The sequence below is a fragment of the Paenibacillus amylolyticus genome (genome assembly GCF_047302515.1).
Classification (GTDB): domain Bacteria; phylum Bacillota; class Bacilli; order Paenibacillales; family Paenibacillaceae; genus Paenibacillus; species Paenibacillus amylolyticus_G.
The window spans coordinates 1-26104 of the sequence record NZ_CP168019.1 but is presented as its reverse complement, the minus strand read 5'-3'; the positions used below and the strand labels follow the sequence as shown (position 1 = coordinate 26104).

At 46.8% G+C, this 26104-nt stretch carries 21 protein-coding genes, 16 tRNA genes and 2 rRNA genes; 2 read left to right on the top strand and 37 right to left on the bottom strand.

Translation table 11 applies throughout. The features are described 5' to 3' along the window. Nucleotides 1-3 precede the first annotated feature (3 nt). The 5 genes from ACDJ59_RS00195 to ACDJ59_RS00175 form a co-directional block, all read right to left on the bottom strand. A complete protein-coding gene (locus tag ACDJ59_RS00195; protein WP_413407234.1) occupies nucleotides 4-699 on the bottom strand; it encodes a winged helix-turn-helix domain-containing protein in 696 nt (231 codons plus the stop codon). Between the two features lie 267 nt (nucleotides 700-966). After that, a complete protein-coding gene (locus ACDJ59_RS00190) occupies nucleotides 967-1803 on the bottom strand; it encodes an IS3 family transposase (protein ID WP_413409674.1) in 837 nt (278 codons plus the stop codon). A gap of 23 nt (nucleotides 1804-1826) precedes the next feature. Further along, a complete protein-coding gene (locus tag ACDJ59_RS00185) occupies nucleotides 1827-2147 on the bottom strand; it encodes a transposase (RefSeq protein WP_413405187.1) in 321 nt (106 codons plus the stop codon). 159 nt (nucleotides 2148-2306) lie between these two features. After that, complete coding sequence (locus ACDJ59_RS00180; protein WP_413407233.1) at nucleotides 2307-3095, bottom strand: TrmH family RNA methyltransferase; 789 nt, start codon at nucleotides 3093-3095, stop codon at nucleotides 2307-2309. 26 nt (nucleotides 3096-3121) lie between these two features. Next, on the bottom strand, nucleotides 3122-3823 hold the full coding sequence (locus tag ACDJ59_RS00175; protein WP_413409672.1) for a potassium channel family protein: 702 nt from the start codon (nucleotides 3821-3823) through the stop codon (nucleotides 3122-3124). 128 nt (nucleotides 3824-3951) lie between these two features. Here ACDJ59_RS00175 and sspI point away from each other — a divergent pair, with 128 nt between their 5' ends. Then, on the top strand, nucleotides 3952-4185 hold the full coding sequence (gene sspI, locus ACDJ59_RS00170; RefSeq protein WP_413407232.1) for a small acid-soluble spore protein SspI: 234 nt from the start codon (nucleotides 3952-3954) through the stop codon (nucleotides 4183-4185). Between the two features lie 228 nt (nucleotides 4186-4413). Here sspI and ACDJ59_RS00165 read toward each other — a convergent pair whose 3' ends face one another. From ACDJ59_RS00165 to ACDJ59_RS00110, 12 genes are all read right to left on the bottom strand, one after another. Then, entirely contained in the window at nucleotides 4414-5997 is a 1584-nt protein-coding gene (locus ACDJ59_RS00165) for a peptide chain release factor 3 (protein ID WP_413407231.1), read from the bottom strand. A gap of 351 nt (nucleotides 5998-6348) precedes the next feature. Continuing rightward, on the bottom strand, nucleotides 6349-6747 hold the full coding sequence (locus tag ACDJ59_RS00160; protein ID WP_024634146.1) for a DoxX family protein: 399 nt from the start codon (nucleotides 6745-6747) through the stop codon (nucleotides 6349-6351). A 372-nt stretch (nucleotides 6748-7119) separates the two neighbouring features. Beyond that, nucleotides 7120-8670, bottom strand: coding sequence for a glucose-6-phosphate dehydrogenase (gene zwf / locus ACDJ59_RS00155; protein ID WP_413407230.1), 1551 nt, complete (start codon nucleotides 8668-8670; stop codon nucleotides 7120-7122). 215 nt (nucleotides 8671-8885) lie between these two features. After that, a complete protein-coding gene (locus ACDJ59_RS00150; RefSeq protein WP_413407229.1) occupies nucleotides 8886-9635 on the bottom strand; it encodes a YwmB family TATA-box binding protein in 750 nt (249 codons plus the stop codon). A 449-nt stretch (nucleotides 9636-10084) separates the two neighbouring features. Beyond that, nucleotides 10085-10753, bottom strand: coding sequence for a response regulator transcription factor (locus ACDJ59_RS00145; protein WP_091020933.1), 669 nt, complete (start codon nucleotides 10751-10753; stop codon nucleotides 10085-10087). Beyond that, nucleotides 10695-11810 carry a histidine kinase gene (locus ACDJ59_RS00140; RefSeq protein ID WP_413407228.1) on the bottom strand — a complete coding sequence of 372 codons (1116 nt, stop codon included), beginning with the start codon at nucleotides 11808-11810 and terminating at the stop codon, nucleotides 10695-10697. The genes ACDJ59_RS00145 and ACDJ59_RS00140 overlap by 59 nt, the downstream gene beginning before the upstream one ends. Nucleotides 11811-11841: 31 nt before the next feature. After that, nucleotides 11842-12489: a cell wall-active antibiotics response protein LiaF gene (gene liaF / locus ACDJ59_RS00135; RefSeq protein ID WP_036605686.1), complete on the bottom strand. Its 648-nt coding sequence runs from the start codon at nucleotides 12487-12489 to the stop codon at nucleotides 11842-11844. A gap of 150 nt (nucleotides 12490-12639) precedes the next feature. Continuing rightward, complete coding sequence (locus ACDJ59_RS00130; protein ID WP_017692315.1) at nucleotides 12640-13347, bottom strand: PspA/IM30 family protein; 708 nt, start codon at nucleotides 13345-13347, stop codon at nucleotides 12640-12642. 1 nt (nucleotide 13348) lies between these two features. Continuing rightward, nucleotides 13349-13858: a PspC domain-containing protein gene (locus ACDJ59_RS00125; protein ID WP_017692314.1), complete on the bottom strand. Its 510-nt coding sequence runs from the start codon at nucleotides 13856-13858 to the stop codon at nucleotides 13349-13351. 17 nt (nucleotides 13859-13875) lie between these two features. Beyond that, nucleotides 13876-14109: a PspC domain-containing protein gene (locus ACDJ59_RS00120; protein WP_017692313.1), complete on the bottom strand. Its 234-nt coding sequence runs from the start codon at nucleotides 14107-14109 to the stop codon at nucleotides 13876-13878. A gap of 5 nt (nucleotides 14110-14114) precedes the next feature. Beyond that, nucleotides 14115-14786, bottom strand: coding sequence for a PspA/IM30 family protein (locus ACDJ59_RS00115; protein WP_017692312.1), 672 nt, complete (start codon nucleotides 14784-14786; stop codon nucleotides 14115-14117). Nucleotides 14787-14821: 35 nt separating this feature from the next. Beyond that, nucleotides 14822-15130 (bottom strand): LiaF transmembrane domain-containing protein, encoded by a 309-nt coding sequence (locus ACDJ59_RS00110; RefSeq protein ID WP_017692311.1) that lies wholly within the window; start codon nucleotides 15128-15130, stop codon nucleotides 14822-14824. Nucleotides 15131-15685: 555 nt separating this feature from the next. Between ACDJ59_RS00110 and ACDJ59_RS00105 the strand changes: the two genes are divergently transcribed. After that, complete coding sequence (locus ACDJ59_RS00105; RefSeq protein ID WP_413407227.1) at nucleotides 15686-18076, top strand: helix-turn-helix domain-containing protein; 2391 nt, start codon at nucleotides 15686-15688, stop codon at nucleotides 18074-18076. Nucleotides 18077-18132: 56 nt separating this feature from the next. Here the strand turns inward: ACDJ59_RS00105 and ACDJ59_RS00100 are convergent. The 20 genes from ACDJ59_RS00100 to ACDJ59_RS00005 form a co-directional block, all read right to left on the bottom strand. After that, nucleotides 18133-18207, bottom strand: a tRNA-Asn gene (locus ACDJ59_RS00100). Between the two features lie 303 nt (nucleotides 18208-18510). After that, nucleotides 18511-18759, bottom strand: coding sequence for a hypothetical protein (locus ACDJ59_RS00095; protein ID WP_413407226.1), 249 nt, complete (start codon nucleotides 18757-18759; stop codon nucleotides 18511-18513). Beyond that, nucleotides 18756-19436, bottom strand: a complete 681-nt coding sequence (locus ACDJ59_RS00090; protein WP_413407225.1) for a class I SAM-dependent methyltransferase — start codon at nucleotides 19434-19436, stop codon at nucleotides 18756-18758. The genes ACDJ59_RS00095 and ACDJ59_RS00090 overlap by 4 nt, the downstream gene beginning before the upstream one ends. Nucleotides 19437-19619: 183 nt before the next feature. Beyond that, nucleotides 19620-19698: transfer RNA gene (locus ACDJ59_RS00085), tRNA-Leu, on the bottom strand. A 6-nt stretch (nucleotides 19699-19704) separates the two neighbouring features. Beyond that, nucleotides 19705-19778 (bottom strand) — tRNA-Cys (locus ACDJ59_RS00080). A 6-nt stretch (nucleotides 19779-19784) separates the two neighbouring features. Beyond that, a tRNA-Gly gene (locus ACDJ59_RS00075) sits at nucleotides 19785-19859 on the bottom strand. A 4-nt stretch (nucleotides 19860-19863) separates the two neighbouring features. After that, a tRNA-Gln gene (locus tag ACDJ59_RS00070) sits at nucleotides 19864-19938 on the bottom strand. 23 nt (nucleotides 19939-19961) lie between these two features. Further along, nucleotides 19962-20034 (bottom strand) — tRNA-His (locus ACDJ59_RS00065). Between the two features lie 29 nt (nucleotides 20035-20063). Next, nucleotides 20064-20137 (bottom strand) — tRNA-Trp (locus ACDJ59_RS00060). A gap of 6 nt (nucleotides 20138-20143) precedes the next feature. Continuing rightward, nucleotides 20144-20229 (bottom strand) — tRNA-Tyr (locus ACDJ59_RS00055). Nucleotides 20230-20238: 9 nt separating this feature from the next. Next, nucleotides 20239-20314, bottom strand: a tRNA-Thr gene (locus ACDJ59_RS00050). 20 nt (nucleotides 20315-20334) lie between these two features. Then, nucleotides 20335-20410 (bottom strand) — tRNA-Phe (locus tag ACDJ59_RS00045). Between the two features lie 95 nt (nucleotides 20411-20505). Next, nucleotides 20506-20583 (bottom strand) — tRNA-Asp (locus ACDJ59_RS00040). A 27-nt stretch (nucleotides 20584-20610) separates the two neighbouring features. Further along, nucleotides 20611-20684, bottom strand: a tRNA-Met gene (locus ACDJ59_RS00035). 17 nt (nucleotides 20685-20701) lie between these two features. Next, nucleotides 20702-20777: transfer RNA gene (locus tag ACDJ59_RS00030), tRNA-Val, on the bottom strand. Between the two features lie 67 nt (nucleotides 20778-20844). Then, nucleotides 20845-20916, bottom strand: a tRNA-Glu gene (locus ACDJ59_RS00025). Between the two features lie 9 nt (nucleotides 20917-20925). After that, nucleotides 20926-21017: transfer RNA gene (locus tag ACDJ59_RS00020), tRNA-Ser, on the bottom strand. A gap of 3 nt (nucleotides 21018-21020) precedes the next feature. Next, nucleotides 21021-21096 (bottom strand) — tRNA-Asn (locus ACDJ59_RS00015). 67 nt (nucleotides 21097-21163) lie between these two features. Next, a 23S ribosomal RNA gene (locus ACDJ59_RS00010) occupies nucleotides 21164-24089 on the bottom strand. Nucleotides 24090-24395: 306 nt separating this feature from the next. Then, nucleotides 24396-25948 (bottom strand): 16S ribosomal RNA (locus tag ACDJ59_RS00005). The 16S and 23S rRNA genes sit together here with 15 tRNA genes alongside, the layout of an rRNA operon. Between the last annotated feature and the right edge of the window lie 156 nt (nucleotides 25949-26104).

Genomic DNA, 26104 nt, shown 5'->3' with positions numbered 1-26104 from the left:
TATCTACCCACCTGTTTTTTTGAACTTGTATCCGATTCCGAACACGGTGGTAATATAATCTGCAGCATCTAGCTTTTTACGTAGCCGTTGGATATGAGTGTCAACCGTACGAGTATCTCCTGCAAAATGATATCCCCATACCAAATCAAGCAATTCGGATCGTGTAAACGTTCTTCCGGGGTTCCGGGCCAGCGTAATGAGCAAATCGAACTCCTTTGGAGTGAGCTCAATGGAATTATTTTTGTGTTTAACAACTCGTTCTTCGAGATAGATTTCAATATCCTGAAAGTGAATTGTTGCTATGGCTTCGCTGGGATCTACATTTGATGCTTGCTCGACTCTGCGCAAGATGGTACGAATACGTGCAATCACCTCTCGAAGGTCAAAAGGTTTCGTGATATAATCATCTGCCCCAAATTCAAGACCCAGGACTTTGTCTGTAATATCCGATTTCGCGGTAATCATAAATATAGGGATGTTATATTCCGAGGTTACTTTTTTGCATATATCCAACCCACTCTGGTCAGGCAGCATCCAATCCAGCAGTAATAAATCAGGTTGAAATAAACGTATTTCATTCAAGCCTTCTGCCCCATTTGTTGCAACTTTTGTTTGAAAGCCTTCCAAGGAGAGCCCATATGAAAGCAAGTCCGCAATGGGTGCTTCGTCTTCAATGATGAGAATTTTTGCATTATTCATTAGAATCCCCGTCTCTTATGTTACTCATGCCTATTCGTCCATGACATTGCATCTTATGTTAACGAGTTGTAGAGAAATAATCAATTCAGAAGTTATAACAAATGTTTCTCCTTCTGAGTCATGAGCTCTCGTAAATTGGAAAAATTTGAAACATTGGCATCTTGAGCTTCGGTTCTTCCCTTTACTACCGAAAGATACCGATAACAAAAAAAGCCGCTAATTTAGCGACTTTGGTCATACCCCTGTCAAGTAGACAGATGAAAAAAGCTATGCTGCCAGTGCGCATCGATATTCAATCGGTGCGCGCTGTTTGAGTTTGGCTTGAAAGCGTCGGTAGTTGTAATTGTACATGTAATCTTCCACGGCTTGTCGAATCTCTGCTTCTGAATTACACTGGTTAAGGTACAGCTTCTCTGTCTTGAGATGCGAAAAGAAAGATTCGATGCATGCGTTATCCAGGCAGGTTGCTTTGCGAGAGTGGCTGCCTTTGACGCCAAATGCTTCTAATCGTGAGTTGTACGCCTGAGACGTGTACTGGAAGCCCTGATCCGAATGGAGCACGGCTTCCGAAACGTCTCTTTTTTGTGTCCATTGTTCCACCGTATCCAATACGAGCTGAACATCGTTCCGTTTAGATAACTGCCAAGCTACAATCTCGTTGTTGAACAAGTCTTGAATGACAGACAGGTAAACGAATGCGCTCCCATCCGAAATATAGGTAATATCCGTTACCATTTTTTGCTGGGGTGCTGTAGCGTGAAATTGGCGCTTCAGGCGATTCGGATAGATCACAGATGGCGTATAGCTGGACTTCTTCCGCTTCTTACGAATTACCGATTGGATCGATAGTTCCCGCATGATTCGCCATACTTTCTTGTGATTAACGTTCAGACCAGCCTCCCACAACGCCGTTGTCATGCGAGGATAACCAAACTCTCGGTTTGCAAAATGAATAGCCATCATGTGTTCTTTGATCTCACGGTCACGTTCTTGTCTTGCGTCTCGCTGCGGCTGGGTTGCTCGCCATTTATAGTAACTGGATCGGGGTATTCCTGTAATCGATAGTAGGCGTGTAATGCCATGCGAGCAGCGCAATTCATCGATGATATCGTAGTTCTCCCGTTGGCTCAGCGCTTCTCCTTTACTAGATTTGGATACCGCTTTTTTAAATAATCCACCTGTGCTTGAAGATAGTCTCGTTCTTCCTCCACGCTACCAAAGGCTGTACGGGGACGTCCCTTCAATGGATTGGGCACACTGTTTTTTCGTTCATCGAACGCTTCCCCGTTTTTCCACTTTTTCACCCACACCTTCAGTTGTGAACAGTTGCGAATTCCTTCGCGTTCAGCGACTACTTTGTAACTTGAAGAACCTTCGACATAGGATCTAACTGCATTCAATTTGAATTCTTCCGTATACGTCTGAAATGTTTGCCCTTTTTTCGCCATAAAAATATCCCCTCCAAGTATCACTTGAACCTCCATGATAACATGAAGGTTTTTTTAAGTGTCTACTTAAAGGGGATAATACCAACTTTAATCATGATGTTTTTTTAAAAATAAAGATAGTTGTGTTAGTAAACCACAAAGTAATGGTCCGTTTATTGCTTACACCATCCGCTGTCTCATCGCCTCAAATAACAAAATCGTTGCCGCCATCGCCGCATTAAGCGACTCTGCCTGTCCCTGCATCGGGATCGTAATCGCATCATCCACCAAACGTGCCGTAGCGTCCGATATACCCTTGCCTTCGTTACCAATCACAAGCCATACCGACTGCGTAAAATCATAACTATAACATGAATGCTCTGCCTGCAAAGAAGTACTTACCAGCTTCACGCCCGCAGCCTTCGCTTCAGGAAGCAAGGATTCCAACTGGCCCTCCACAATGGGCAGATGAAACAATGACCCCATGGTCGAACGAATCGTCTTCGGGTTATATACATCAGCACAGCCCGCGCCAAGTACAACCCCAGCGGCCCCAGCTGCATCCGCACTACGGATGATTGTCCCCACATTACCAGGGTCCTGCACCCCATCCAGCACAACAACAAGCCCGCGTGCTCCTGTGATCAGGCTTTCCAGTGGCTCGCTGCCTTTACGCACAATCGCGAATACAGGCTGCGGTGTCATCGTATCCGTACATTTGGCGATAACCGCAGGAGATACACTGACCCACTCCACACGCTGTAGCGGGTTCTCAAGCCCGCCCAGTTCGCTAGGTACGCCTTGTTCTCCGTCGTACACAATGCACTCCAGATCTGCTCCGGCGCGCAATGCTTCCTGTACCAGATGAATGCCCTCAATAATATATTTATGTTGACGGGTACGATGCTTTTTCTCCAGCAACTGTGCCCATTCTTTTACACGTGTATTTTGCGGTGATACAATATCCATCTTTCCATCCTTCCCATCTGCATCCATCACTTCGGATACGCAAGCTCCATTTTCGTCAAATGATCCTTGTGACCCACAATGATCAGCACATCTCCAGCTTCGATCCGGTCCTCCGCGTACGGCGAGATGTTCATCGAATTCCCACTGCGAATCGCCATCACGTTACAACCAAAACGTGCACGGATGTTTAATTCCATCAGGTTTTTACCGATCATTTGCTCGGAGGCTCTCATCTCCAGAATGCTGTAATCCTCAGATAACTCGATGTAATCCAGTATATTAGGCGAGGTCAGATGATGGGCTACGCGTAGTCCCATATCCCGCTCAGGATAGATGACTTTATCCGCCCCAATCTTCTGCAATACCTTACCATGAAGCTCATTTTGAGCTTTTACAATCAGCACCGGTACGCCCATATCTTTCAATATCAGGGTTGTCAGAATGCTCGCCTGAATATCTTCACCAATCGCCACAACGACAACGTCGAAATTCCGTATGCCCAGCGCACGCAGCGCTTCTTCATCTGTTGAATCTGCCGATACCGCATGGGTCACCACATTGGACATTTCCTGAGTCCGCTGCTCGTCCGCATCAATTGCCAGCACGTCGAATCCCATGCCACTGAGTGCATTGGCAACACTTGATCCGAACCGTCCCATGCCAATTACGGCATACTGTTTCTTGGCCATTAGGGTCTTAACCTCCCGCTGCTTTTCAGCATGACGCATCATTACGGATACCCATGCTAACGTAAATAATCCTTCGTAGTATACCACAAAGCCTGATAAACTTGAATGCGCTAGCGCTTCCCAGGGAACAGTATTAGAGCAGCCGAATATACGAGGAGGGAATTGCGATGCCCATTACATTAAGCCTGCGTGAAGCGATTGTTCATAAAGTTCATGACAAGAGTGATGATCAGCTCCGGGAGATGATTGAAGGTTCAGTTGATGGACCGGAAGCTGCATTACCTGGACTTGGCGCCATTTTCGAGATGATCTGGAAGAACACAGAACCTGCTAAGCAGGAAGAATTGATTCAAATCGCGCAAGAGCATCTGCACACCATTCCCGTCCAACCGCTTATCTAATCGAAGCAGTGGAGGGTAAGGTAACCATCATTACGTTTGTTCTGTCTGCAAAAGAAAGCTTTCCCTTATTCGGCTGGATCATACCCGCCTCCAGGTAAGGTGTATAGCAATAGATCCCTCCGCCAATCGGCGGAGGGATCTTATTTTTAACAAGTTCTATCTCATCACATGAGCTTGTCACGTTTAACTAATCTTTTAACAATTCCCACGAAAGACTTCCGTCTTCACTTAAGGCGCAGTCTCCAGGAATTGAGCTGTAGGATTTTTATCCATAGCCGTTCTCATTGCATACTCATTTTCGAAGAGCACCACATAATTCCCTTTTTTATCTTTTACAAGCGCAGAGTTAATCCGGAATTTGCTTGGGTCCAGATTCTCGTCCACGATCCAGCGGGCGAATTGATACTGCATACGCTGCAATTGCACGTCTACCCCATACTCGCCTTTCATCCGGTATTCAAATACCTCGAACTGGAGTTGACCAATTACGCCGAGTATGGTCTCGTCAAAGCTCACGGTCTGGAACACCTGAATGGTTCCTTCCTCCGTCAACTGATCAATTCCCTTTTGGTACTGTTTATGTTTCAATGCATTTTTCACAGTAACTTTGGCGAAAATCTCTGGCGAGAACGTTGGCAACTCCTCAAAGACAACCTCGCTGCCTTGGCTCAGTGAATCGCCAATGCGGAAGATACCCGGATCGAACAAACCGATAATATCGCCAGCATATGCCTCTTCGACAATATCCCGGTCTTGTGCCAGGAATTGCTGTGGCTGTGACAGCTTGATTTCTTTGCCCACACGAGTATGCTTCACACTCATTCCACGTTGGAACTTGCCTGACACAATACGTAGGAACGCAATACGATCCCGGTGTGCCGGGTTCATGTTTGCCTGAATCTTGAACACATAACCGCTGAATTTCTCATTCGTTGGCTGAATCTCTCCTGCCGTACTGCGACGTGGTTCAGGCTTCGGTGCCAGTTCCAGGAAATTCTCCAAGAAGGTCTGTACGCCGAAATTGTTAATCGCACTACCGAAGAAAATAGGTGTCAATTCACCGCGTTGAACTTTCTCCATGTCGAATTGGTCGCCCGCAATATCCAGCAACTCCAGATCCTGACACAATTGATCATGCAGGTATTCTCCTGCCATCTCACGGATAATGGGATCTTTGTAGCCATCTACCTTTTGTACTTTGATCGTTGAGTGATCGTCCCCTTGGAACAATTCCACCTGATTTTTCATCCGGTCATAGACACCGCATAGCTCGCGACCTGTACCAATAGGCCAGTTCATCGGAACCGAACGAATACCCAATACATTTTCAAGTTCTTCCATCAGGTCAAATGGACTTTTACCCTCACGGTCGAGTTTGTTGATGAACGTAAAGATTGGAATGCCACGCTTCGCACATACCTGGAACAGCTTGATCGTTTGTGCCTCGACACCTTTTGCCACGTCAATCAACATTACCGCGCTATCGGCAGCCGTCAGTGTACGATACGTATCCTCACTGAAATCCTGGTGACCCGGTGTATCCAGAATGTTGACGCGATGATCCAGATAATCAAATTGCATTACGGAAGAGGTAACCGAGATCCCCCGTTGTTTCTCAATTTCCATCCAGTCACTTGTTGCGTGTTTGCTGGCTTTCCGAGCTTTTACCGTTCCCGCAAGGCGAATCGCGCCCCCGAACAGCAACAGTTTCTCGGTTAATGTAGTTTTACCCGCATCCGGGTGAGAGATAATGGCAAACGTCCGGCGTTTGTCCACTTCCTGTTGAAGAATATCATTTGCAGCTTTGCTCATAGGTTTAATCCCTTTCGTCCGTTCATTCACGTTAATCCGGCATGGCCGGTCCATCATTCAATCTTTATGCAATCCGGCGAGGCCGGTTGATTGTACACGAGTTTTTACGTACTAGGTATTTACACACTAGATTAATTTTACACATTTACAATGGAGTTCATCCTCCTCAAATCTGTGCTTTCATGCATACCGTGAACTGCTTCTTAACCCAACTCTCCTATTGTACCATAATCTGTACCGAAAATAACCGATTACTACCGCAGATTCTTCTCTTTTCACTTGCAAAAAAAAGCACCCTTCAGCCATTTCCATGGCATCCAGGCACTCCTCATTCATTTTTATTTATCGGTTTTAGAAAATCAATGCATCCAGCGCGTATTGTCCGCCACCTGTCAGGGCCAGCGCTACACCAATCACCAGAATCGCGAGATTATATTCGAATCCGTTCTGTGTGGACCAGTATCCGTTCGCTCCATGGACTTTCACAATTGCAATAACCATCGTTAATGCAATCAGAATGCCACCTACCGGTGTAAGCAGACCCAGGGCCAGCAGCAATCCGCCACCAAATTCCGCGAGTCCAGCCAGTAACGCCACCAATGCACCAGGCTTCATGCCCATCGACTCAAACCAGCCACCTGTACCCTTGATCCCGTAACCTCCGAACCAACCAAACAGCTTTTGAGCCCCGTGCGCCATGAACGACAATCCAATCACCAAACGAATCAACAACAATCCTACATCCAACATCATTTTCTTTTTCCTCCATTCGATATATACAAAATAGTATTCTTAGATTAAAGATATTATGCACATTTTTTCTTCATGATTCTCTGTGACGCAAACCCCTTCAACTGGTTTACATTTTATCTCATGAATGATAACTTATCCGAAACGTTTGCCCGAATGAAGTTTGTCATTTGCGTAACTCTTTAACTCATGTGTTGAGTATAAGTTATGTACTTACTTTTTGTCAACAACTTAATTTAAATTACTTATTTCCTTAGGATGGATACCTACCTTTTCCCCCACTAAAAAGCCTGGGTACACCGCAAAATTTGCGATTTCCCCAGGCTCAGTCATGTTGTGTATGTTGTTAATACTGTTGTTAATGCCCTTACCCTAACCATTCACTTGCCAGATCACGCTGTCCTCGTCCTGACCATTCACCGGCCACCAGTGGAATCCGTCCTGCTCCAGCAGCTTATCTGTCGCTTCTGGTCCCCAAGTTCCAGCAGGGTACGTATGAAGCTCTCCTTGATTCTGCCCCCAGGCTGCTGCAATCCGATCCACAAAGGACCAGGCTGTTGCCACTTCATCCCAACGGGTAAAGTACGTAGAATCGCCCTCTGCTGCGTCGTGCAGCAGACGTTCATACGCTTCAGGCGAGTTAATTCCAATCATGCAGCTCTGACAGAAATCCATTGCGAGTGGCTGAATTTCGGAATCCGAGCCTGGTTTCTTGGCATTGATTTTGATATATATGCCTTCCATCGGATTCACCCGAATGACCAGCAGATTCGGTTCCAATTTATACTTTTTCCCAAGGTACACGTTGTTTGGCATCGACTTGAACTCAACTACGATCTCGGTTGTTTTTACCGGAAGACGCTTGCCTGTCCGAATGTAAAATGGAACACCCGCCCAGCGGAAATTATCCACGAATACACGTGCTGCAAAATACGTCTCCGTATTCGACTGTGGATCAACCTTGTCTTCCTGGCGATACCCCGGAAGCTGCTTGCCACGGTACTCCCCTTCGGAATACTGTCCCCGCACAACGTTGTTGCTCACTTCCTCATCCGAAGTAAAGGCCCGCAATGAACGCAATACCTTCACCTTCTCATCCCGAATGTCTTCCGGGAATAGGCGACTCGGTGGCTCCATAGCAATCATCGTCAGCATCTGTAGCATATGATTCTGCCCCATGTCACGCAGTGCACCGGAGTGATCATAATAACCACCACGTTCTTCCACGCCTACCGTCTCACCCAGCGTAATCTGAACGTTGGCAATATGTTTGTTGTTCCAGAGCGGTTCAAAAAAAGCATTTCCGAAGCGGATCACTTCGATATTTTGCACCATTTCCTTGCCCAAATAATGATCAATCCGATAGATTTCCTCTTCACGGAATACCTCACGAATCTGCTCATTCAGATGTTCGGCCGATTGCAGATCATAACCAAATGGTTTTTCGATCACCAAACGGTTCCATCCCTGACTTTCCAACATACCGCCGTCTCGCAAACTGTACGAGACACTGCCAAACAGCTCAGGTGCCAGTGCCAGATAGAACAGCCGATTCCCCGGCGTGTTAAACTTCGATTCCAGATGCTCCGTCTGCGCACGCAGCTCTTTGAACCCTTCCACATTATTGATATCCAGTGCTTTGTATTCAAAATGCTCGACAAAAGCGTTCCACTCATCAGGTTCCCCCGCTGGATAACGGCAGAACTCTTTAATGGATTCATAGATGTCTTCCCGGAATTCTTCTGGGGACCTCGGACGACGTGCTACGCCAATAACCGCAAAGTCTTCGGCAAGCTTGCCTTCACGGTAAAGACTGTAGATAGCCGGAAACAGCTTCCGGCGGGCCAAATCACCCGTTGCTCCAAAAATGAAAAATACTGCGCCTGGTGTCTGTACTTCATCTTGCAATTGTTTTTCAACCATGGGCTCCTCTTTCTTCCGGGAAGATAACCTTCACGCTCTCCCCGAGCTATGTAATGGTGTTATATATGCACGACATACAACTGTCAATTACCAGCAAGTTCCTTCTTGGATGTGATGCCATTTTAGCATATCAACTGAATGGATGCACTATTTCAAACTCATTTTTCTGATAAAGATTCTCAATATTGGGTCCTAATTCAGGAAAAATTCATCCCTTAATATTCAATCGTAATCACCGGAAACCCCACTGTAATTCGATTGTCGACCTCGTCTCCAACCTGGTGGACTGCGAGTTGCATATTCAACATGTGCGAGCCACTCTTGATCGATAAGGGCAGCTCAGCCGCCTTATAAGAGACACTTGCAGTACCTGCATCTGTATAACGTTCGACGGAGGCGATATCCACCTTTGTGGACAGCTGTTCTTCGATCAGTTCCAGTTGCTGACTCGCATCATGTTCCGTAGCAGTAACTGCTGTACCTTGCACAGACATATTCCAGGTTGCCTTCATCCCTGAGTCTACAAGCAGTTGATCGACCTCTTCATGTAATGTCATTAATGCCTTCCGATCCGTGTGTGCATCCCCTGAGAGTTGTACGATGGCATAGTAACCATTGGCTCCTGTATCGACGACATTGACCAACATGCCTACGCCACCATTAGCTGTACCTACAACCACCTCACTGCGGTACACATTGTGGCTCGTCTGACGTACCTGCATAGGTGGTTCAAGCCCCAAGTGACTTGCCAGTAACACGGCCTGCTCTTGTGCATCTCCCTTGCCTTCTCCTTGCCATTTAATAACTAGACGATCCACATTATCAATCACACTGTCAGCAGTATAGATTAACTGTTCCAGTTGGGCAACTTTGGATTCGTTCTTCTCTGCGTATACCTGTGTCACACCAATAAGAATTATGATAGCTATTGCCAAGATACCTGCTGTCATCCATCGATTTAACATTTGAATCCCCCGCTTCTTTCTTTCATTCTATGAATCTATCAACAGCATGCCCCTTTCGCATATTTGCTATACTTCTTCTGCACACAACAAAAAAGCCCCACCCGCCACATGCATGGCAGATCGGAGCTTTCCATTCATACTTATAGAGGTTGTTCAAAAAGTCCGCTTTTGATTACGAAGGGTGCCTAGCGGCATCATCAACATCGAATATGGAATTCAGCCGAAATAAGTAGGGGCTTACGAAGAATGTTTCCTTCGGAAACATTGCGGTTGCTCACGTAGCTCGATCTACGCTTCGCTACTCCATTTCTAGCTTTATCCCATCTTCTTGGTACTGAAAACCGACCTTTTTGAACATACACTTATATAAATCATCTCTTATCTATAACTTCCGCACATTAATGCACGGCTCTTTGGCTTAATGATGTTATTGCATATAGTTCTTGTTATTACTCTGCAAGTCCATTTTTATAAGCATAAATCGCGGCCTGTGTACGGTCGTCTACGCCCAATTTTGCCAGTAAATTCGTGACATGGAATTTGACTGTCTTAATGCCGATGATCAGATCATCAGCGATGTCCTGATTCGATTTACCTTTGGCGAGCAACCGGAGCACATCCATTTCACGGTCTGTTAATTCATCGTGCAAAGGAGCTGCTGCCTGTGGCTGCCGGAAGCGATTCATCATTTTCGAAGCCACCTGTGACTCCAGAACGGATTGCCCGCGAGCGGCTGCGCGAATCGCATCTGCCACTTCATTGGCTCTTGATGTTTTCAACAGATAACTGAATGCGCCTGCTTCAATGACAGGATACATCTTTTCATCATCCAGGTAACTAGTCAATACGATGACTTTGCACTCCGGATACATTTTAAGTACCTGTCGAGTAGCCTCAATGCCATCCATTCCTTCCATAACCAGGTCCATCAGAACAACATCAGGCTTATATTCCTGTGCAAGCCGAATGCCTTCCTCTCCACTACCTGCTTCACCAACAACTTCAATTCCATCTTCGGTATCCAGTACCGCTGCAAGACCAATACGTACCATCTCATGATCATCCACGAGCAATACTTTGATCGACGTTTCCGTCTCCGTTTCGACTTCCGGTTCCATTGACATGTTCTTCCTCACTTTCATCGTTCATCAAGGGTATCGTAATCTCAATCCGCGTTCCCTTACCAGGCGCTGTTACAAATTGTATGGCTCCACCAATCTCCGTAACACGTTCACGCATGTTAGCCAGACCGTAGGAAGCTTGTTTATTCTCATCCAGATCAAAGCCTTGCCCATCATCACGAATCAATACCCGGATCGCATCAGTACGGCGCTGGATCCGTATCTCCATTTTTTCCGCTTTTGCATGCCGTAACGTATTGGACATAGCCTCCTGAACAATCCGGAACAGATGATTCTCGATGCCTTTGATCAGATCAATGTCTTCGTCCATTTCGAGCACAATGTCCATGGGTACTTTTGTTTTCAGTTCCATCACCAGATCACGCAGACCTTGTTCGAGATGTTTCCCCTCCAGATAGACTGGCCGCAGATGTAACAGTAACGCACGCATCTCGGACTGGGCTACCGAAGCCATCTCCTCAATCAAAGCCACCTGCCTCTGAGCACGTTCAAAATCCTTCTCCATCTTCCGTCCAACGGCTGTTGCTGTCATGGATATCGCGAACAATTGCTGCGATACCGCATCATGCAGTTCCCGTGCCAAGCGTTGCCGCTCTTCCACAATAGCCGTAATTCTGGCTTGTTCAGCAAGCTGTGCATTATGAGTAGACAATCGCTGGAGCGAAGATATCTGATCTTCCCACTTTTTGCCGATTCGTCCGAGTTGCTCACTTAAACGGCCCACATCATCATCGCCCAGATCAGGTACAGTGCGTGATAGAGAGCCCTTCTCCCACAGTAGAAGTGTTTCACGCAGCAGTTCAATCCGGCGTTTAACCCGGTAACTCTGATAGAACCCAAAGACCGCACCAATTCCAATCAGAAGCAGCAATAAGGCCAGACCTGATTGAATCAGATGACGCCAGCCTGTAAACGGAGCAAGATAACCATATGTATACAATACATACAAAACAACCGCGAGCACAATGAAAACCAGGAGGATCCCTTCACCCATACTTCGGGTTACCATGTCGGTATGTCGTTTTGTCTTCATCGGGGTCTCCTCCTTCTCTTCATCTATTTTACTACGGATTACTGATGTTTAGGTCGCCAACAATATAAGAAATGACAAATTTTGCTTTATGTTCACTGGATTCATATCCAGGCGTTCTCCATACTAATTTGTTCATCATTCCGCTATCTTGTTCTCCAAGAAGATTAATCCGGCCGAAAAGAACCGATGCTTCAATCTCCACACCATAATCTTCTGGTAGTGTAAGGCGAACATTACCCATAACTCCTTGCAGCAGCACAATTGTTTGTTTCTCCTCCGGAATCGAAAGAGATAGATCGGCGTTAACCTCACCTATGGCATGCCACAGACTCATACTACGTAACGTCCAGGATGATTGATCCCAGTAGTACCGAGCCATGAAATTCTGTTTCTTCATAACACCTTCGTCTAGATGAATCTTTTTGTTTTTCGAATAAAAGTAAGCTAAAGAAGCAAGTACAATCAAAAATACAATCATTAAATTATCCAGCAATAACAGTGCCGCACCAATGCCAAGATACCGATGACCTTTGCGGGTATCCCCATTGCGGACTTGAAGCATTCCAACCGTTAACAGAATCAGTGCGGCAGCGGTCAGGAAGTTAATATTGTCATTCAATAACATCATTGTGCCAATAATCATAATGACAACTGCAAGCCATTTACTCTTTTGATTCATCCCCGCCGCACCTCCTCTGTAAGTTAATCTCTCTTTATTCAACGGAAAAGCCATATCAGGCAATGAAGTCCTGTATGGCTTAACTTTTGTTCTACCAACCGTACATTATACACGATTTATAGAATATCATATTGTCCACTAAGCGAACAGTTATTCTTTTGAAGTTCCGTTCGCTTCATTCTTGGAACCATTGCCCATTTTATTTTTGAGGGCTTGTAATTGCTGATCCACTTTGAATTGTTTTTCCACATCTACAGGATTCGTATACGTGGATGATGTGTTGCGATAAGGTGCACGAGCTACGTCAGCCTCAGCTTCCAGCTGCATAATTTTCTCTTCCATGCGGTGGAATCCAAGTGATGCGCCGCCACTTTCGATCGAATGCAAGCTGTTGATAGAAGACATTTGTTTTTTGGCTTTTGCCATTTGTGCACGGGATACAAGTTCATTACGTTTGTTACGCATTTTGTAGAACTCATCTTTCATATCATGCAACTGTTGCAACAGATCTTTTGCTTGTGCTTCGGACTGTGCATGCAGTTCGCTGTACTCCGTAATTTTTTGATCAAAGTAGATTTTCTCTTCCAACAATTTGCGTGCCACTTCTTCCTGACCGTTAGACAGAGCAGCTTCTGCTTGGGACTCACGTTGTACCGAAGTACGCTCCGCTTCATCCAAACGTTGTTTCATGCGGCGCTCATTTGCCATTTGTTTAGCAACAGTTACCTCTGCCTCATGAATCTCAGCCTCCATATCACGCAAGTACTGGTTCAACATTACAATCGGGTCCTCTACTTTATCCAACATATCATTTACCGATGCTTTCGTCATATCCTTAATCCGTTTAAATACTCCCATTTTACTTTTCTCCCTTCTCGTAACGAGATAATTTTTGGCGAAGCTCTTCAACTTCTTTTTTCAGTGCTTTTTTCTCGATATCTTTCATCATGGAATCAAGTTCACTTTCTTGCGGTGCTCCTGCTCCGTAGGCGTTGTTGTCATAAGAACGGGGACCAGATTGAGGTCTGCCGTTGAATCCAGGGCCGGGACCGAAGTTACCAGGACCTTGTTGGTTGTGATTATTTTGAAAAGGACCTCTTGGTGGCTGATGATCATAGTTGTCGTATCCTCTGCCAGGACCAGGGCCTTGGCCCGGACCGTAGCCATATGGATCATAAGGCGGATACGGTTCTTTTGGTACCACCAGTGCTGCAATAAAGTATATTAACAACGACGTGCCGCCAGTTACGAAGATACTGATAACAAAGATGATACGCAGCAGGGTGGAATCCATTCCGATGGTTTCGGAAATTCCGCCGCACAAGCCGGTTAACATCCGGTCACGCGTTGAGCGGTATAATTTGCTCATGTGCTTGCTCCTTTCGTTTACTTGTATCCTCTTACGTTGGAATCATAAGCATATGGATCAACGTGATTGGATTCCTTTGGTACCACCAATGCAGCGATGAAGTAGATCAACAATGATGTACCTCCCGTAGCGAAAATACTGATGAAGAAAATGATACGTAGCAGCGTGGTACTCAATCCGAGATTTTCAGAAATGCCACCGATCAAACCTGTTAGCATTCGATTACGCGCCGAGCGGTATAATTTACTCATTGTGACTACTCCTTTCTGTCATTGTTCAATTTTTGTCTTAAGCGTTCCAGTTCCTTATCCAACGTAGAGGATGACATGCTGCCAGTCACTCCTGAACCATCTTGATTCATCCGCCGGATATCGCGGAGACTTTGTGCTTCATATTCGAGATCAGAGACTTGATCATCCAGTCGGTTGAACATACGGGGTACATTCTGACCGTTGTGATTGCCTCTCTGGTTCATACGTTGCTGTAACTGAATCGTCTGCATACGAGCGTAGTAATATTGGCGTTTGCTGTATACGTTCTGATATTCAACCTTCAGCTGGTCGATCTGTTCATCCAGCTCCTGTAATGCCGCATAACTTTGTGCATACAATTCATTGTACTGTTCCATTTTTTCCTCGTGGAGGATTTTCTCCTGCAAGGCCAGCTTAGCGAGATGTTCTTCCCCTGCTTTCAGAGCCATGGAAGCCTGTTCTTCCCGTTTATTCACCATACCTGCTGCCTGATCGGCTTGTTGTTTCATTTGTCTGGTATGGCTTGCATATTGATGACGAAGTTTCTCGGCTTCACCGATGTCTTGGCGGGTCGAGACCAGGAACTGATCAATCAGTTTGACTGGGTCCTGACTTTGCTCCAAATGTTCGTTCAGATTGGCTACGGTAATATCCCGCATTCGACGAAATACACTCATTATGTTCTGTCCCTCCTTTTCATAATCGTGAAAGCTTAGTACCGACCACGACGACTGCGGTTATTGCTTAGCATTGAGATACCAAAGATGATTAACCCGATCGCGATGATCGGTCCGATCAACCATGCCAGTTTACCCATCAGTGAGATGATACCGATGATGAGAACAATCCAGCCAAGCATCACATTCCCTCGTTTAACTCCGTAGTATCCCAGTGCAATCATCAGGACCGGAATCAGATAACCCATTAAGTGTCCAAGAAGTGGAGTTAACTTTCCGAAGAGGAGTAGTGCACCCAGCGCAATCAATACAATCGCCCAGCCATTTCCCTTATTCAATCTCATAATTGTTGTTCACCGCCCTTTCCATTCGTTCGTTTTAATGTGTTGAGTCATTTGTTCGTTTGTTTCTTGTTTTTTGTTTCCGTGTTTCTTGTTTAACCTTATGTCCTTATTCTAGGGGATTTCGCGACTTTTCAAAACAGACCGTGGACGGTTTTTCATCCTAGACTCAGGTCGGGGATCTAGTTGGACCTTTGACTGTCCCGATATAAGACCAACGTTCCAGATAAGCTGAATAGCACTCCAGATACCTTCTATTACCCGTATTCGGGCTACCCTTTAGCCGATATCGACCTGTAGAGAGAATGATGTCCATGTCTCTATTTACGTTCACACTGCAATTTCGTTTCTCATGATTCCGTATTGGATAGTCAGTCCAAGCGTTACTCTAGCCTTTTCTGCAAGATCATCTATCAGCAATCCCTTATACCTGCTCCTAGACCCCTTCACAAAATTACTTATTTATCCAAATAAACAAAATTTAGATTGTTCTATATGTAAGCGTTTACTAAAATAGAAAGTGTTACTATTTCTAATGTCAGGGGTGGAACTGAAACTGTGCGACCAATCAGCTATCTCCATAAAATGATCATCTTCGGAATCCTGTTAAGCACCCTGCCCATTTTGTTAACGGGAATTGCCGCATTTATCTATTCATCAAACCAAACAGAGCTGCATCGTACGCAGGCTAACAGACAGTTGCTGGAACAAATGCAATCCAACGTAGAACACAAACTCGCTACAGTTAGTTATATGCTTGATCAGGCCGTTCGCTCTCCTGTAACCCTCCGTTCCCTGTCTGATTCTTCTTCAGTACAAGGGAACGGACCTTTACTTGCCGACAAACTACAGAGCGAATTTCAGAATATGAGGTCATGGGAACCTTTGCTGGATATTACTCTGGTGAATCAATCTCAGAATTGGCTTATTGATCATGCCGGATTATATCGTAATACGGATTTTCCACTGGCTCTTCCCATGAAGGAATTGATATCGGATACGTTAACCTCTGGATGGCAGCTCTCCCCTTCATCGGTGTTCAGCAATGATGAGCGTTCACCCGGTACAGGCTGTATTTATCATATTGCCCTTGCAAGGTCTATTCCGAATCTGAATACGTCTTCCGATGCTGCCCTGATTGCGGGAATCCCTGCATGCTCTTTGCAAAATACACTAGGAGAAGCCTCCTTAGGCAATGCTGCCTCAGGACTGATCATTTTGAATCGGGAACAACGTATCTTGGTCCATCCCGATCCTGTATACATTGGACAACCTTTATCTGCCATTGGTTTACAGGATCGGGATACAGAAGCCAACATAACCAAACTATCACCCATCACATTTTCAACAGGCTTTGAAAAACGGGAAGTTAAGATCGCCGATACACATTATTCTCTGACGTATAGCCCTTCTACCTTAAAAGGATGGACTTATGTTCTAATCTCACCTACCAATATTCTGACACAAGAATATATCGATATCGGATTGCACACCTTGTATATCAGTATCTTCTTACTTTTACTTTCATTATTACTCGCCTGGCTCGGCTCCAAGCGAATGCATGTCCCGATTCGTAAACTTTTAACCCAACTTGGTGACAACCACCTGTCCAAAGAAGGAAACACATTAGCTCAGCAATCACCACCATTTTCTGATGAGTTCGAACAGATCAGAGCAGGGGTCTCACAATTATCAGCCTCTCGCTCCCAATTAGAGAACACACTTAATGTACATCTATTGCAGATTCGCAATCATTTTATGATGAATCTGTTCCAGGGTAAGATCCCTGTTCATACTCTTCATGACACCCTGAATGAATATGGCTACACGCATCAGGTTCGGGAATGGCAACAAATTGCTGTTATTACACTACAGGCCGATCTTGTTAACCATACAAAATATAGAGCTAGTGATCGTGATCTCTTATTATTCGCTATTCAAAATATATTGGAGGAAACGGTTGTGCATAACCAACAATTGCTTCCCATTGTGCTGGAACATACGGTAGTCACGGTGATTGGGACCGTTGAACAGGATCAGTTTATTTTTTCACAGCAGCTATATGTATTAACAGACCAGTTACAACAACAGATGGATAAGATTCTGGCTCTTCAAGTCAGTATAGGATTCAGCCAGTCGCACAGCTCTCTACATCACATCCCTCAAGCTTACACAGAAGCCTTGGAAGCACTGAGGCATCGGATGAAGCTTGGAACAGGCATTATTTTTCAATATGAGAACATAGATCATTACACTCCCACTTGGTCCATGACCTACCCGGAATCATTAGAATATTCGTTGATCCAAGCTATTCAAAATGCGGACGAAGTCCAGGCCTCTGCTCTTCTGAAACAACTGCTTGAAGTGATCTTTGGTATGGAGGTTACACCGGAGGAGTATGAGGTGGCTCTTACGAGGCTGCTCACGCATATTTTGCAAATGACTCAGGAATCCGGCATACGACTCGGACAGATCTCCCAAAGTCGTGGCTCGATGTTTCATGAACTTCATGGTTTGCAGTACGCTGCTGAAGTTGAGGATTGGTTTAAATATCAAGTCATCTTGCCCGTCATTCAGGTTTTTAAAGCGAGACAATATGCCCAGTATCAGCATATATCTGAGAAAATGATTGCCATGATTCATCAAGACTATGATAAGGATCTGACGCTTGAGGAATGTGCTGTTAAGCTTCACTACAATGCCAACTACTTAAGTAGTGTTTTCCGCAAAGAGACAGGCTGTGCATTTAGTGAATATCTGACCAAGTACCGATTTAATATCGCTAAAAAATGGCTGGACGAAAGTGATCTAACCGTTAAAGATATCGCAGCACGACTTCGGTACAACAATCCGCAAAACTTTATCCGATCATTCCGTAAATGGGAAGGAATCACCCCCGGCCAGTATCGGGAGCGTAAGCAGAAAGCAGAAGTGTCGAACAGAAATTAGACAAGGAGTACGATTGTAGGTCGTACTCCTTCGGCCAGCTCGGATACCTCTCCATATGGCTCTTCGAACAGGCTCGGACCTGTGACTACTCGATTAACCGTCAAGGGCTCTACCAACTGAAATATCAAGGAATATGCTTCAGAGATCATTCTCTGAAAACTAGGTATGTGTTTTGTTTTTCGTTGTCTCGAATATCTCTAAATAAATGAGGGTCTGGTTCAGAGCGGTCGATGAATTAGTGGCTTCAAAAAAGAGGGAGCACATAACCTGCTCCCTTCAATTACAACTTTACTTCTGCAATCTTAACTTCTATGTTTCAACCATTCATCTTTTGGCACAGCGTTGTGATGCTTCCTAGTGTCATCTTAGACGTTAGACTACATTGTCTCCGTCTCAATTCCTGATTATCATTACACGTGCCACGCTTATGCGATTTATCGCTTATCCTTAGTGCCAACTGTTTTCATATTGGGCTGTTCAAGTTGAATTAGAATTTTACCAAATCTTCCTCCACGTGAGAAAGTCACCGTACTATCCTTGTACGTATCGCTAATGTAATCCTCAGCCAATCTGAGGGAATCTTCATCCGATGGTAACTCATACGTATTAAGCCATTCTGGCAGCTTCTCGATAATCTCTTCCACCGGTACTTCAAATGAGTTAACTTCTCTCGTAATGATCATCGTATAAGAATACCCTTTAAATACAGCAACTGTTGAATATACCCCATATCACCGGCCTTGTATGAAGAAGTTACTCCCAGTACATCCTTAAGTTCATGCATTAGTGTGTGTTCCTTCTGTCCCGCCATAGTACTTATATACACATACTTCCGGGCACAATTGATCGCCTGCTCAATCGCTTCCCAATCCGACATCGCTGGACACATGGATGCAAATGCAAAGTCATATTTCTTTTCCCAGCCTTTATCCTGAATAGAGATTTCCTCATATCGTTCGTTTACGATTTCGATTTTGGATTCCAGAGCTGAAGGTATCGTCTCTTTCATAAGGGAGACAAGCAACTCAGAAGGCTCAACTGCGGTCACACTTGCCCCCTTTTCTGCAAAAGGAATGGTAAATATGCCTGAAGCGGCTCCAATGTCCAAAATGGATAACCCTGCGAATTCCACACCCTGATTTTCAATCCAGCCCATAATGCGTTCAGAACGCTGCTTTCCTTCTTCGGTGAACGACTGTGCATGATAATCTCTGGCCCACCGCTCAAATGCTTCTTCTGTATTAGAGGGGACGCTTTTCTTCTTATATTTTGAACTTCTCGGACGATTCTTCCATGCCTCTTCCCATACAGAAAGATCAAATAACAGATCGGTATCCGATACATTTTTTCCATTAGTCACTCTACTTCACTCCTCCATATTAAAGACTTTACTTATCTACAATATACTGAATGTAATCATACGTCAATCTATATTAACGTCCATCTTCTATTACTCTAGATTTTCTTACTGCACATAAATCGTTTCATATAAAATAAAAATAGCCCTACACATTGCATAAGCAACATGTAGGGCTATTCAATATACCGGCGAGAGGACTCGAACCTCCACGGTTTCCCACTCGATTTTGAGTCGAGCGCGTCTGCCATTCCGCCACGCCGGCATATGCTGGAGGCGCCACCCAGATTCGAACTGGGGATAAAGCTTTTGCAGAGCTGTGCCTTACCACTTGGCTATGGCGCCATATTTTGGAGCGGACGACGGGAATCGAACCCGCGACCCTCGCCTTGGCAAGGCGATGCTCTACCGCTGAGCCACGTCCGCATAATGGCTGGGGATATAGGATTTGAACCTATGCATGACGGAGTCAAAGTCCGTTGCCTTACCGCTTGGCTAATCCCCAATAAAAAATGAAAAAAACAAAGGGGCGATCGAGGGGAATTGAACCCCCGAATGCCGGATCCACAAACCGGTGCGTTAACCACTTCGCCACGACCGCCATAAAAGGTTAATTTCTAAAAAGTTAATTGGCAGGGGCAGCAGGAATTGAACCCACACCAACGGTTTTGGAGACCGTTGTTCTACCTTTAAACTATGCCCCTAAAAACTGGTGGAGGATGATGGATTCGAACCACCGAACCCGTACGGGAGCAGATTTACAGTCTGATGCGTTTGGCCACTTCGCTAATCCTCCAGGATTACATGGTGCCGGCGAGAGGACTTGAACCCCCAACCTACTGATTACAAGTCAGTTGCTCTACCAGTTGAGCTACACCGGCGTATTACATGGTGTTATAAATGGTGGCTCGGGACGGAATCGAACCGCCGACACGAGGATTTTCAGTCCTCTGCTCTACCGACTGAGCTACCGAGCCATAATAAAGTCTAATCTTATTTCCTTACACTTTATATAGGGCATCAGTGCCATACAGCAGATGTAGTGAACAGTTTGCCTCATGTAAAGATTAAATGGCGGAACCGACGGGATTCGAACCCGCGATCTCCTGCGTGACAGGCAGGCATGTTAGGCCAACTACACCACGGTTCCAGATCACTTTCTCAAAGGAAAGTATAATTGCGGGGGCAGGATTTGAACCTGCGGCCTTCGGGTTATGAGCCCGACGAGCTACCGGGCTGCTCCACCCCGCGTCGTTATAAAGTTTATATGGTGGAGGCTGAGGGGATCGAACCCCCGACCCTCTGCTTGTAAGGCAGATGCTCTCCCAGCTGAGCTAAGCCTCCGAACAACACATTTATGATCATACCATAATCTTGTTGTAAAAATCAACTTCTTTTTTTGAAGTTATTATGACCCGTAGGGGATTCGAACCCCTGTTACCTCCGTGAAAGGGAGGTGTCTTAACCCCTTGACCAACGGGCCTTAATATTATGGCGGAGAGAGAGGGATTCGAACCCTCGAGACGCTTGTGACGCCTACACGATTTCCAATCGTGCTCCTTCGGCCAGCTCGGACACCTCTCCATATGGCTCCCCGAACAGGGCTCGAACCTGTGACAACTCGATTAACAGTCGAGTGCTCTACCAACTGAGCTATCAGGGAATATGCTTCAGAGATCGTTCTCTGAAAACTAGATACGAAACGAAACACGCGAATTACAACTTGCTAATTGGATAAGCCCTCGACCGATTAGTACTGGTCAGCTCCATGCATTGCTGCACTTCCACCCCCAGCCTATCTACCTCGTCGTCTTCAAGGGGTCTTACATACTGGGAAATCTCATCTTGAGGGGGGCTTCACGCTTAGATGCTTTCAGCGTTTATCCCTTCCGTACATAGCTACCCAGCGGTGCTCCTGGCGGAACAACTGGTACACCAGCGGTACGTCCATCCCGGTCCTCTCGTACTAAGGACAGCTCCTCTCAAATTTCCTACGCCCACGACAGATAGGGACCGAACTGTCTCACGACGTTCTGAACCCAGCTCGCGTACCGCTTTAATGGGCGAACAGCCCAACCCTTGGGACCTACTTCAGCCCCAGGATGCGATGAGCCGACATCGAGGTGCCAAACCTCCCCGTCGATGTGGACTCTTGGGGGAGATAAGCCTGTTATCCCCAGGGTAGCTTTTATCCGTTGAGCGATGGCCCTTCCATGCGGTACCACCGGATCACTAAGCCCGACTTTCGTCCCTGCTCGACTTGTAGGTCTCGCAGTCAAGCTCCCTTATGCCTTTGCACTCTTCGAATGATTTCCAACCATTCTGAGGGAACCTTTGGGCGCCTCCGTTACTCTTTAGGAGGCGACCGCCCCAGTCAAACTGCCCACCTGACACTGTCCCCGCACCGGATTACGGTACCAGGTTAGAACCTAGATACGATCAGGGTGGTATCCCAACGTTGCCTCCACACAAGCTGGCGCTCATGCTTCAAAGGCTCCCACCTATCCTGTACAGATCGTACCCAAATTCAATATCAAGCTGCAGTAAAGCTCCATGGGGTCTTTCCGTCTTGTCGCGGGTAACCTGCATCTTCACAGGTATTAAAATTTCACCGGATCTCTCGTTGAGACAGCGCCCAAGTCGTTACGCCATTCGTGCGGGTCAGAATTTACCTGACAAGGAATTTCGCTACCTTAGGACCGTTATAGTTACGGCCGCCGTTTACTGGGGCTTCGGTTCACAGCTTCGGATTGCTCCTAACCACTCCCCTTAACCTTCCAGCACCGGGCAGGCGTCAGCCCGTATACTTCGCCTTACGGCTTCGCACAGACCTGTGTTTTTGCTAAACAGTCGCTTGGGCCTTTTCACTGCGGCCCCCTCGTGCTATTCACACTACCGGGGCACCCCTTCTCCCGAAGTTACGGGGTCATTTTGCCGAGTTCCTTAACGAGAGTTCTTCCGCGCGCCTTAGAATACTCTTCTCGCCTACCTGTGTCGGTTTGCGGTACGGGCACCATCACCTGGCTAGAGGCTTTTCTTGGCAGTGTGAGATCATGACCTTCGCTACTACAATTTTCGCTCCCCATCACAGCTCAGCCTTACAATGTGCGGATTTGCCTACACATCAGCCTTACTGCTTAGACGGACATCCATCAGTCCGCGTCACTACCCTACTGCGTCCCCCCATTGCTCATAACGGCTTACGGTGGTACAGGAATTTCGACCTGTTGTCCTTCGACTACGCCTTTCGGCCTCGCCTTAGGTCCCGACTTACCCTGAGCGGACGAGCCTTCCTCAGGAACCCTTAGGCTTTCGGCGGATCAGATTCTCACTGATCTTTTCGTTACTCATACCGGCATTCTCACTTGTATAATGTCCAGCGCTCCTTACGGTACACCTTCAACCCTTATACAACGCTCCCCTACCCCTGATGCAAAGCATCAAGCCATAGCTTCGGTGGTGTGTTTAGCCCCGTTACATTTTCGGCGCAGAGTCACTCGACCAGTGAGCTATTACGCACTCTTTCAATGGTGGCTGCTTCTAAGCCAACATCCTGGTTGTCTGTGCAACTCCACATCCTTTCCCACTTAACACACACTTGGGGACCTTAGCTGATGGTCTGGGCTGTTTCCCTTTTGACAATGGATCTTAGCACTCACTGTCTGACTCCCGGAAGTAAGTCTATGGCATTCGGAGTTTGACTGAGCTTGGTAACCCTTGCGGGCCCCGCACCCAATCAGTGCTCTACCTCCACGACTCTGTTTTCCGAGGCTAGCCCTAAAGCTATTTCGGGGAGAACCAGCTATCTCCGAGTTCGATTGGAATTTCTCCGCTACCCCCACCTCATCCCCGCATTTTTCAACATGCGTGGGTTCGGGCCTCCAGTGCGTGTTACCGCACCTTCACCCTGGACAGGGGTAGATCACCCGGTTTCGGGTCTACGTCCACGTACTCAGTCGCCCTATTCAGACTCGCTTTCGCTGCGGCTCCGGCTCTTCACCTTAACCTTGCACGGGAACGTAACTCGCCGGTTCATTCTACAAAAGGCACGCCATCACCCCTAAAACGGGCTCTGACTTTTTGTAAGCACACGGTTTCAGGTTCTATTTCACTCCCCTTCCGGGGTGCTTTTCACCTTTCCCTCACGGTACTGCTTCACTATCGGTCGCTAGGAAGTATTTAGCCTTGGCAGATGGTCCTGCCGGATTCATACGGGGTTTCACGTGCCCCGCACTACTCGGGATCCGTCTCGGAGGGAACCAACTTTCAACTACAGGGCTTTTACCTTCTTTGGCGGGCCTTTCCAGACCTCTTCGCTTAACCGGTTCCTTTGTAACTCCATGTGAGACGTCCCACAACCCCAAAGAGCAAGCTCTCTGGTTTGGGCTTCTCCGCGTTCGCTCGCCGCTACTGACGGAATCACTATTGTTTTCTCTTCCTCAGGGTACTTAGATGTTTCAGTTCCCCTGGTATGCCTCTGCATAACCTATGTATTCAGTTATGAGTAACTGGAAATTACCCCAGCTGGGTTTCCCCATTCGGACACCCCCGGATCAAAGCTTGCTTACAGCTCCCCGAGGCAGTTTCGTTGTTCGCCACGTCCTTCATCGGCTCCTAGCGCCTAGGCATCCTCCGTGTGCTCTTAGTAGCTTAACCTCGTGCTCCGGTTTCGACTGCTCGCTTCCCTTGTTTTGCTTGCGCAAAGCCAAAAGTCGCTCCCATTCGATACCATCGTACGTGCAATCTACCTTATAAAAACACTTCACTTGTTTACACAAGATCAGCTTAAAGGAATGTTCTAATTCGCGTTTGTTTCGTTTCGATATCTAGTTTTCAAAGAACAAGCTCCATGTAAAAGCAAGCTGTTTGAGAGTTTGAGCTCTCAAAACCGAACAACGAGTGAGTGTTTTGCAGCTAAGCTGCGTATTTGAATGTTTCCACTCGGGAAACGATTCTCCATAGAAAGGAGGTGATCCAGCCGCACCTTCCGATACGGCTACCTTGTTACGACTTCACCCCAATCATCTATCCCACCTTCGGCGGCTGGCTCCTTGCGGTTACCCCACCGACTTCGGGTGTTATAAACTCTCGTGGTGTGACGGGCGGTGTGTACAAGACCCGGGAACGTATTCACCGCGGCATGCTGATCCGCGATTACTAGCAATTCCGACTTCATGCAGGCGAGTTGCAGCCTGCAATCCGAACTGAGACCGGCTTTGTTGGGATTGGCTCCATCTCGCGATTTCGCAGCCCGTTGTACCGGCCATTGTAGTACGTGTGTAGCCCAGGTCATAAGGGGCATGATGATTTGACGTCATCCCCACCTTCCTCCGGTTTGTCACCGGCAGTCTATCTAGAGTGCCCACCCGAAGTGCTGGCAACTAAATATAAGGGTTGCGCTCGTTGCGGGACTTAACCCAACATCTCACGACACGAGCTGACGACAACCATGCACCACCTGTCTCCTCTGTCCCGAAGGAAAGATACATCTCTGCATCGATCAGAGGGATGTCAAGACCTGGTAAGGTTCTTCGCGTTGCTTCGAATTAAACCACATACTCCACTGCTTGTGCGGGTCCCCGTCAATTCCTTTGAGTTTCAGTCTTGCGACCGTACTCCCCAGGCGGAGTGCTTAATGTGTTAACTTCGGCACCAAGGGTATCGAAACCCCTAACACCTAGCACTCATCGTTTACGGCGTGGACTACCAGGGTATCTAATCCTGTTTGCTCCCCACGCTTTCGCGCCTCAGCGTCAGTTACAGCCCAGAGAGTCGCCTTCGCCACTGGTGTTCCTCCACATATCTACGCATTTCACCGCTACACGTGGAATTCCACTCTCCTCTTCTGCACTCAAGTCACCCAGTTTCCAGTGCGATCCGGGGTTGAGCCCCGGGATTAAACACCAGACTTAAATGACCGCCTGCGCGCGCTTTACGCCCAATAATTCCGGACAACGCTTGCCCCCTACGTATTACCGCGGCTGCTGGCACGTAGTTAGCCGGGGCTTTCTTCTCAGGTACCGTCACCTTGAGAGCAGTTACTCTCCCAAGCGTTCTTCCCTGGCAACAGAGCTTTACGATCCGAAAACCTTCATCACTCACGCGGCATTGCTCCGTCAGGCTTTCGCCCATTGCGGAAGATTCCCTACTGCTGCCTCCCGTAGGAGTCTGGGCCGTGTCTCAGTCCCAGTGTGGCCGATCACCCTCTCAGGTCGGCTACGCATCGTCGCCTTGGTGAGCCGTTACCTCACCAACTAGCTAATGCGCCGCAGGCCCATCCCCAAGTGACAGATTGCTCCGTCTTTCCAGTTCTCTTCAGGCGAAGAAAACAATTATTCGGTATTAGCTACCGTTTCCGGTAGTTGTCCCAAACTTGAGGGCAGGTTGCCTACGTGTTACTCACCCGTCCGCCGCTAACCATCGGAGAAGCAAGCTTCTCTTCAAGTCCGCTCGACTTGCATGTATTAGGCATGCCGCCAGCGTTCGTCCTGAGCCAGGATCAAACTCTCCAATAAAGTATTGAAAAGAGCGATAAGCTCATTTTGAATCTGACGAGATTAAAAATCTCATTTGTGCTCCAGTCGATTCGAGCCAAGGCTTGTTTCAAACTTTCGCATTCATTCTGCAAGCAGAATGTTTACTCACTCGTTGTTCAGTTTTCAAAGATCAAA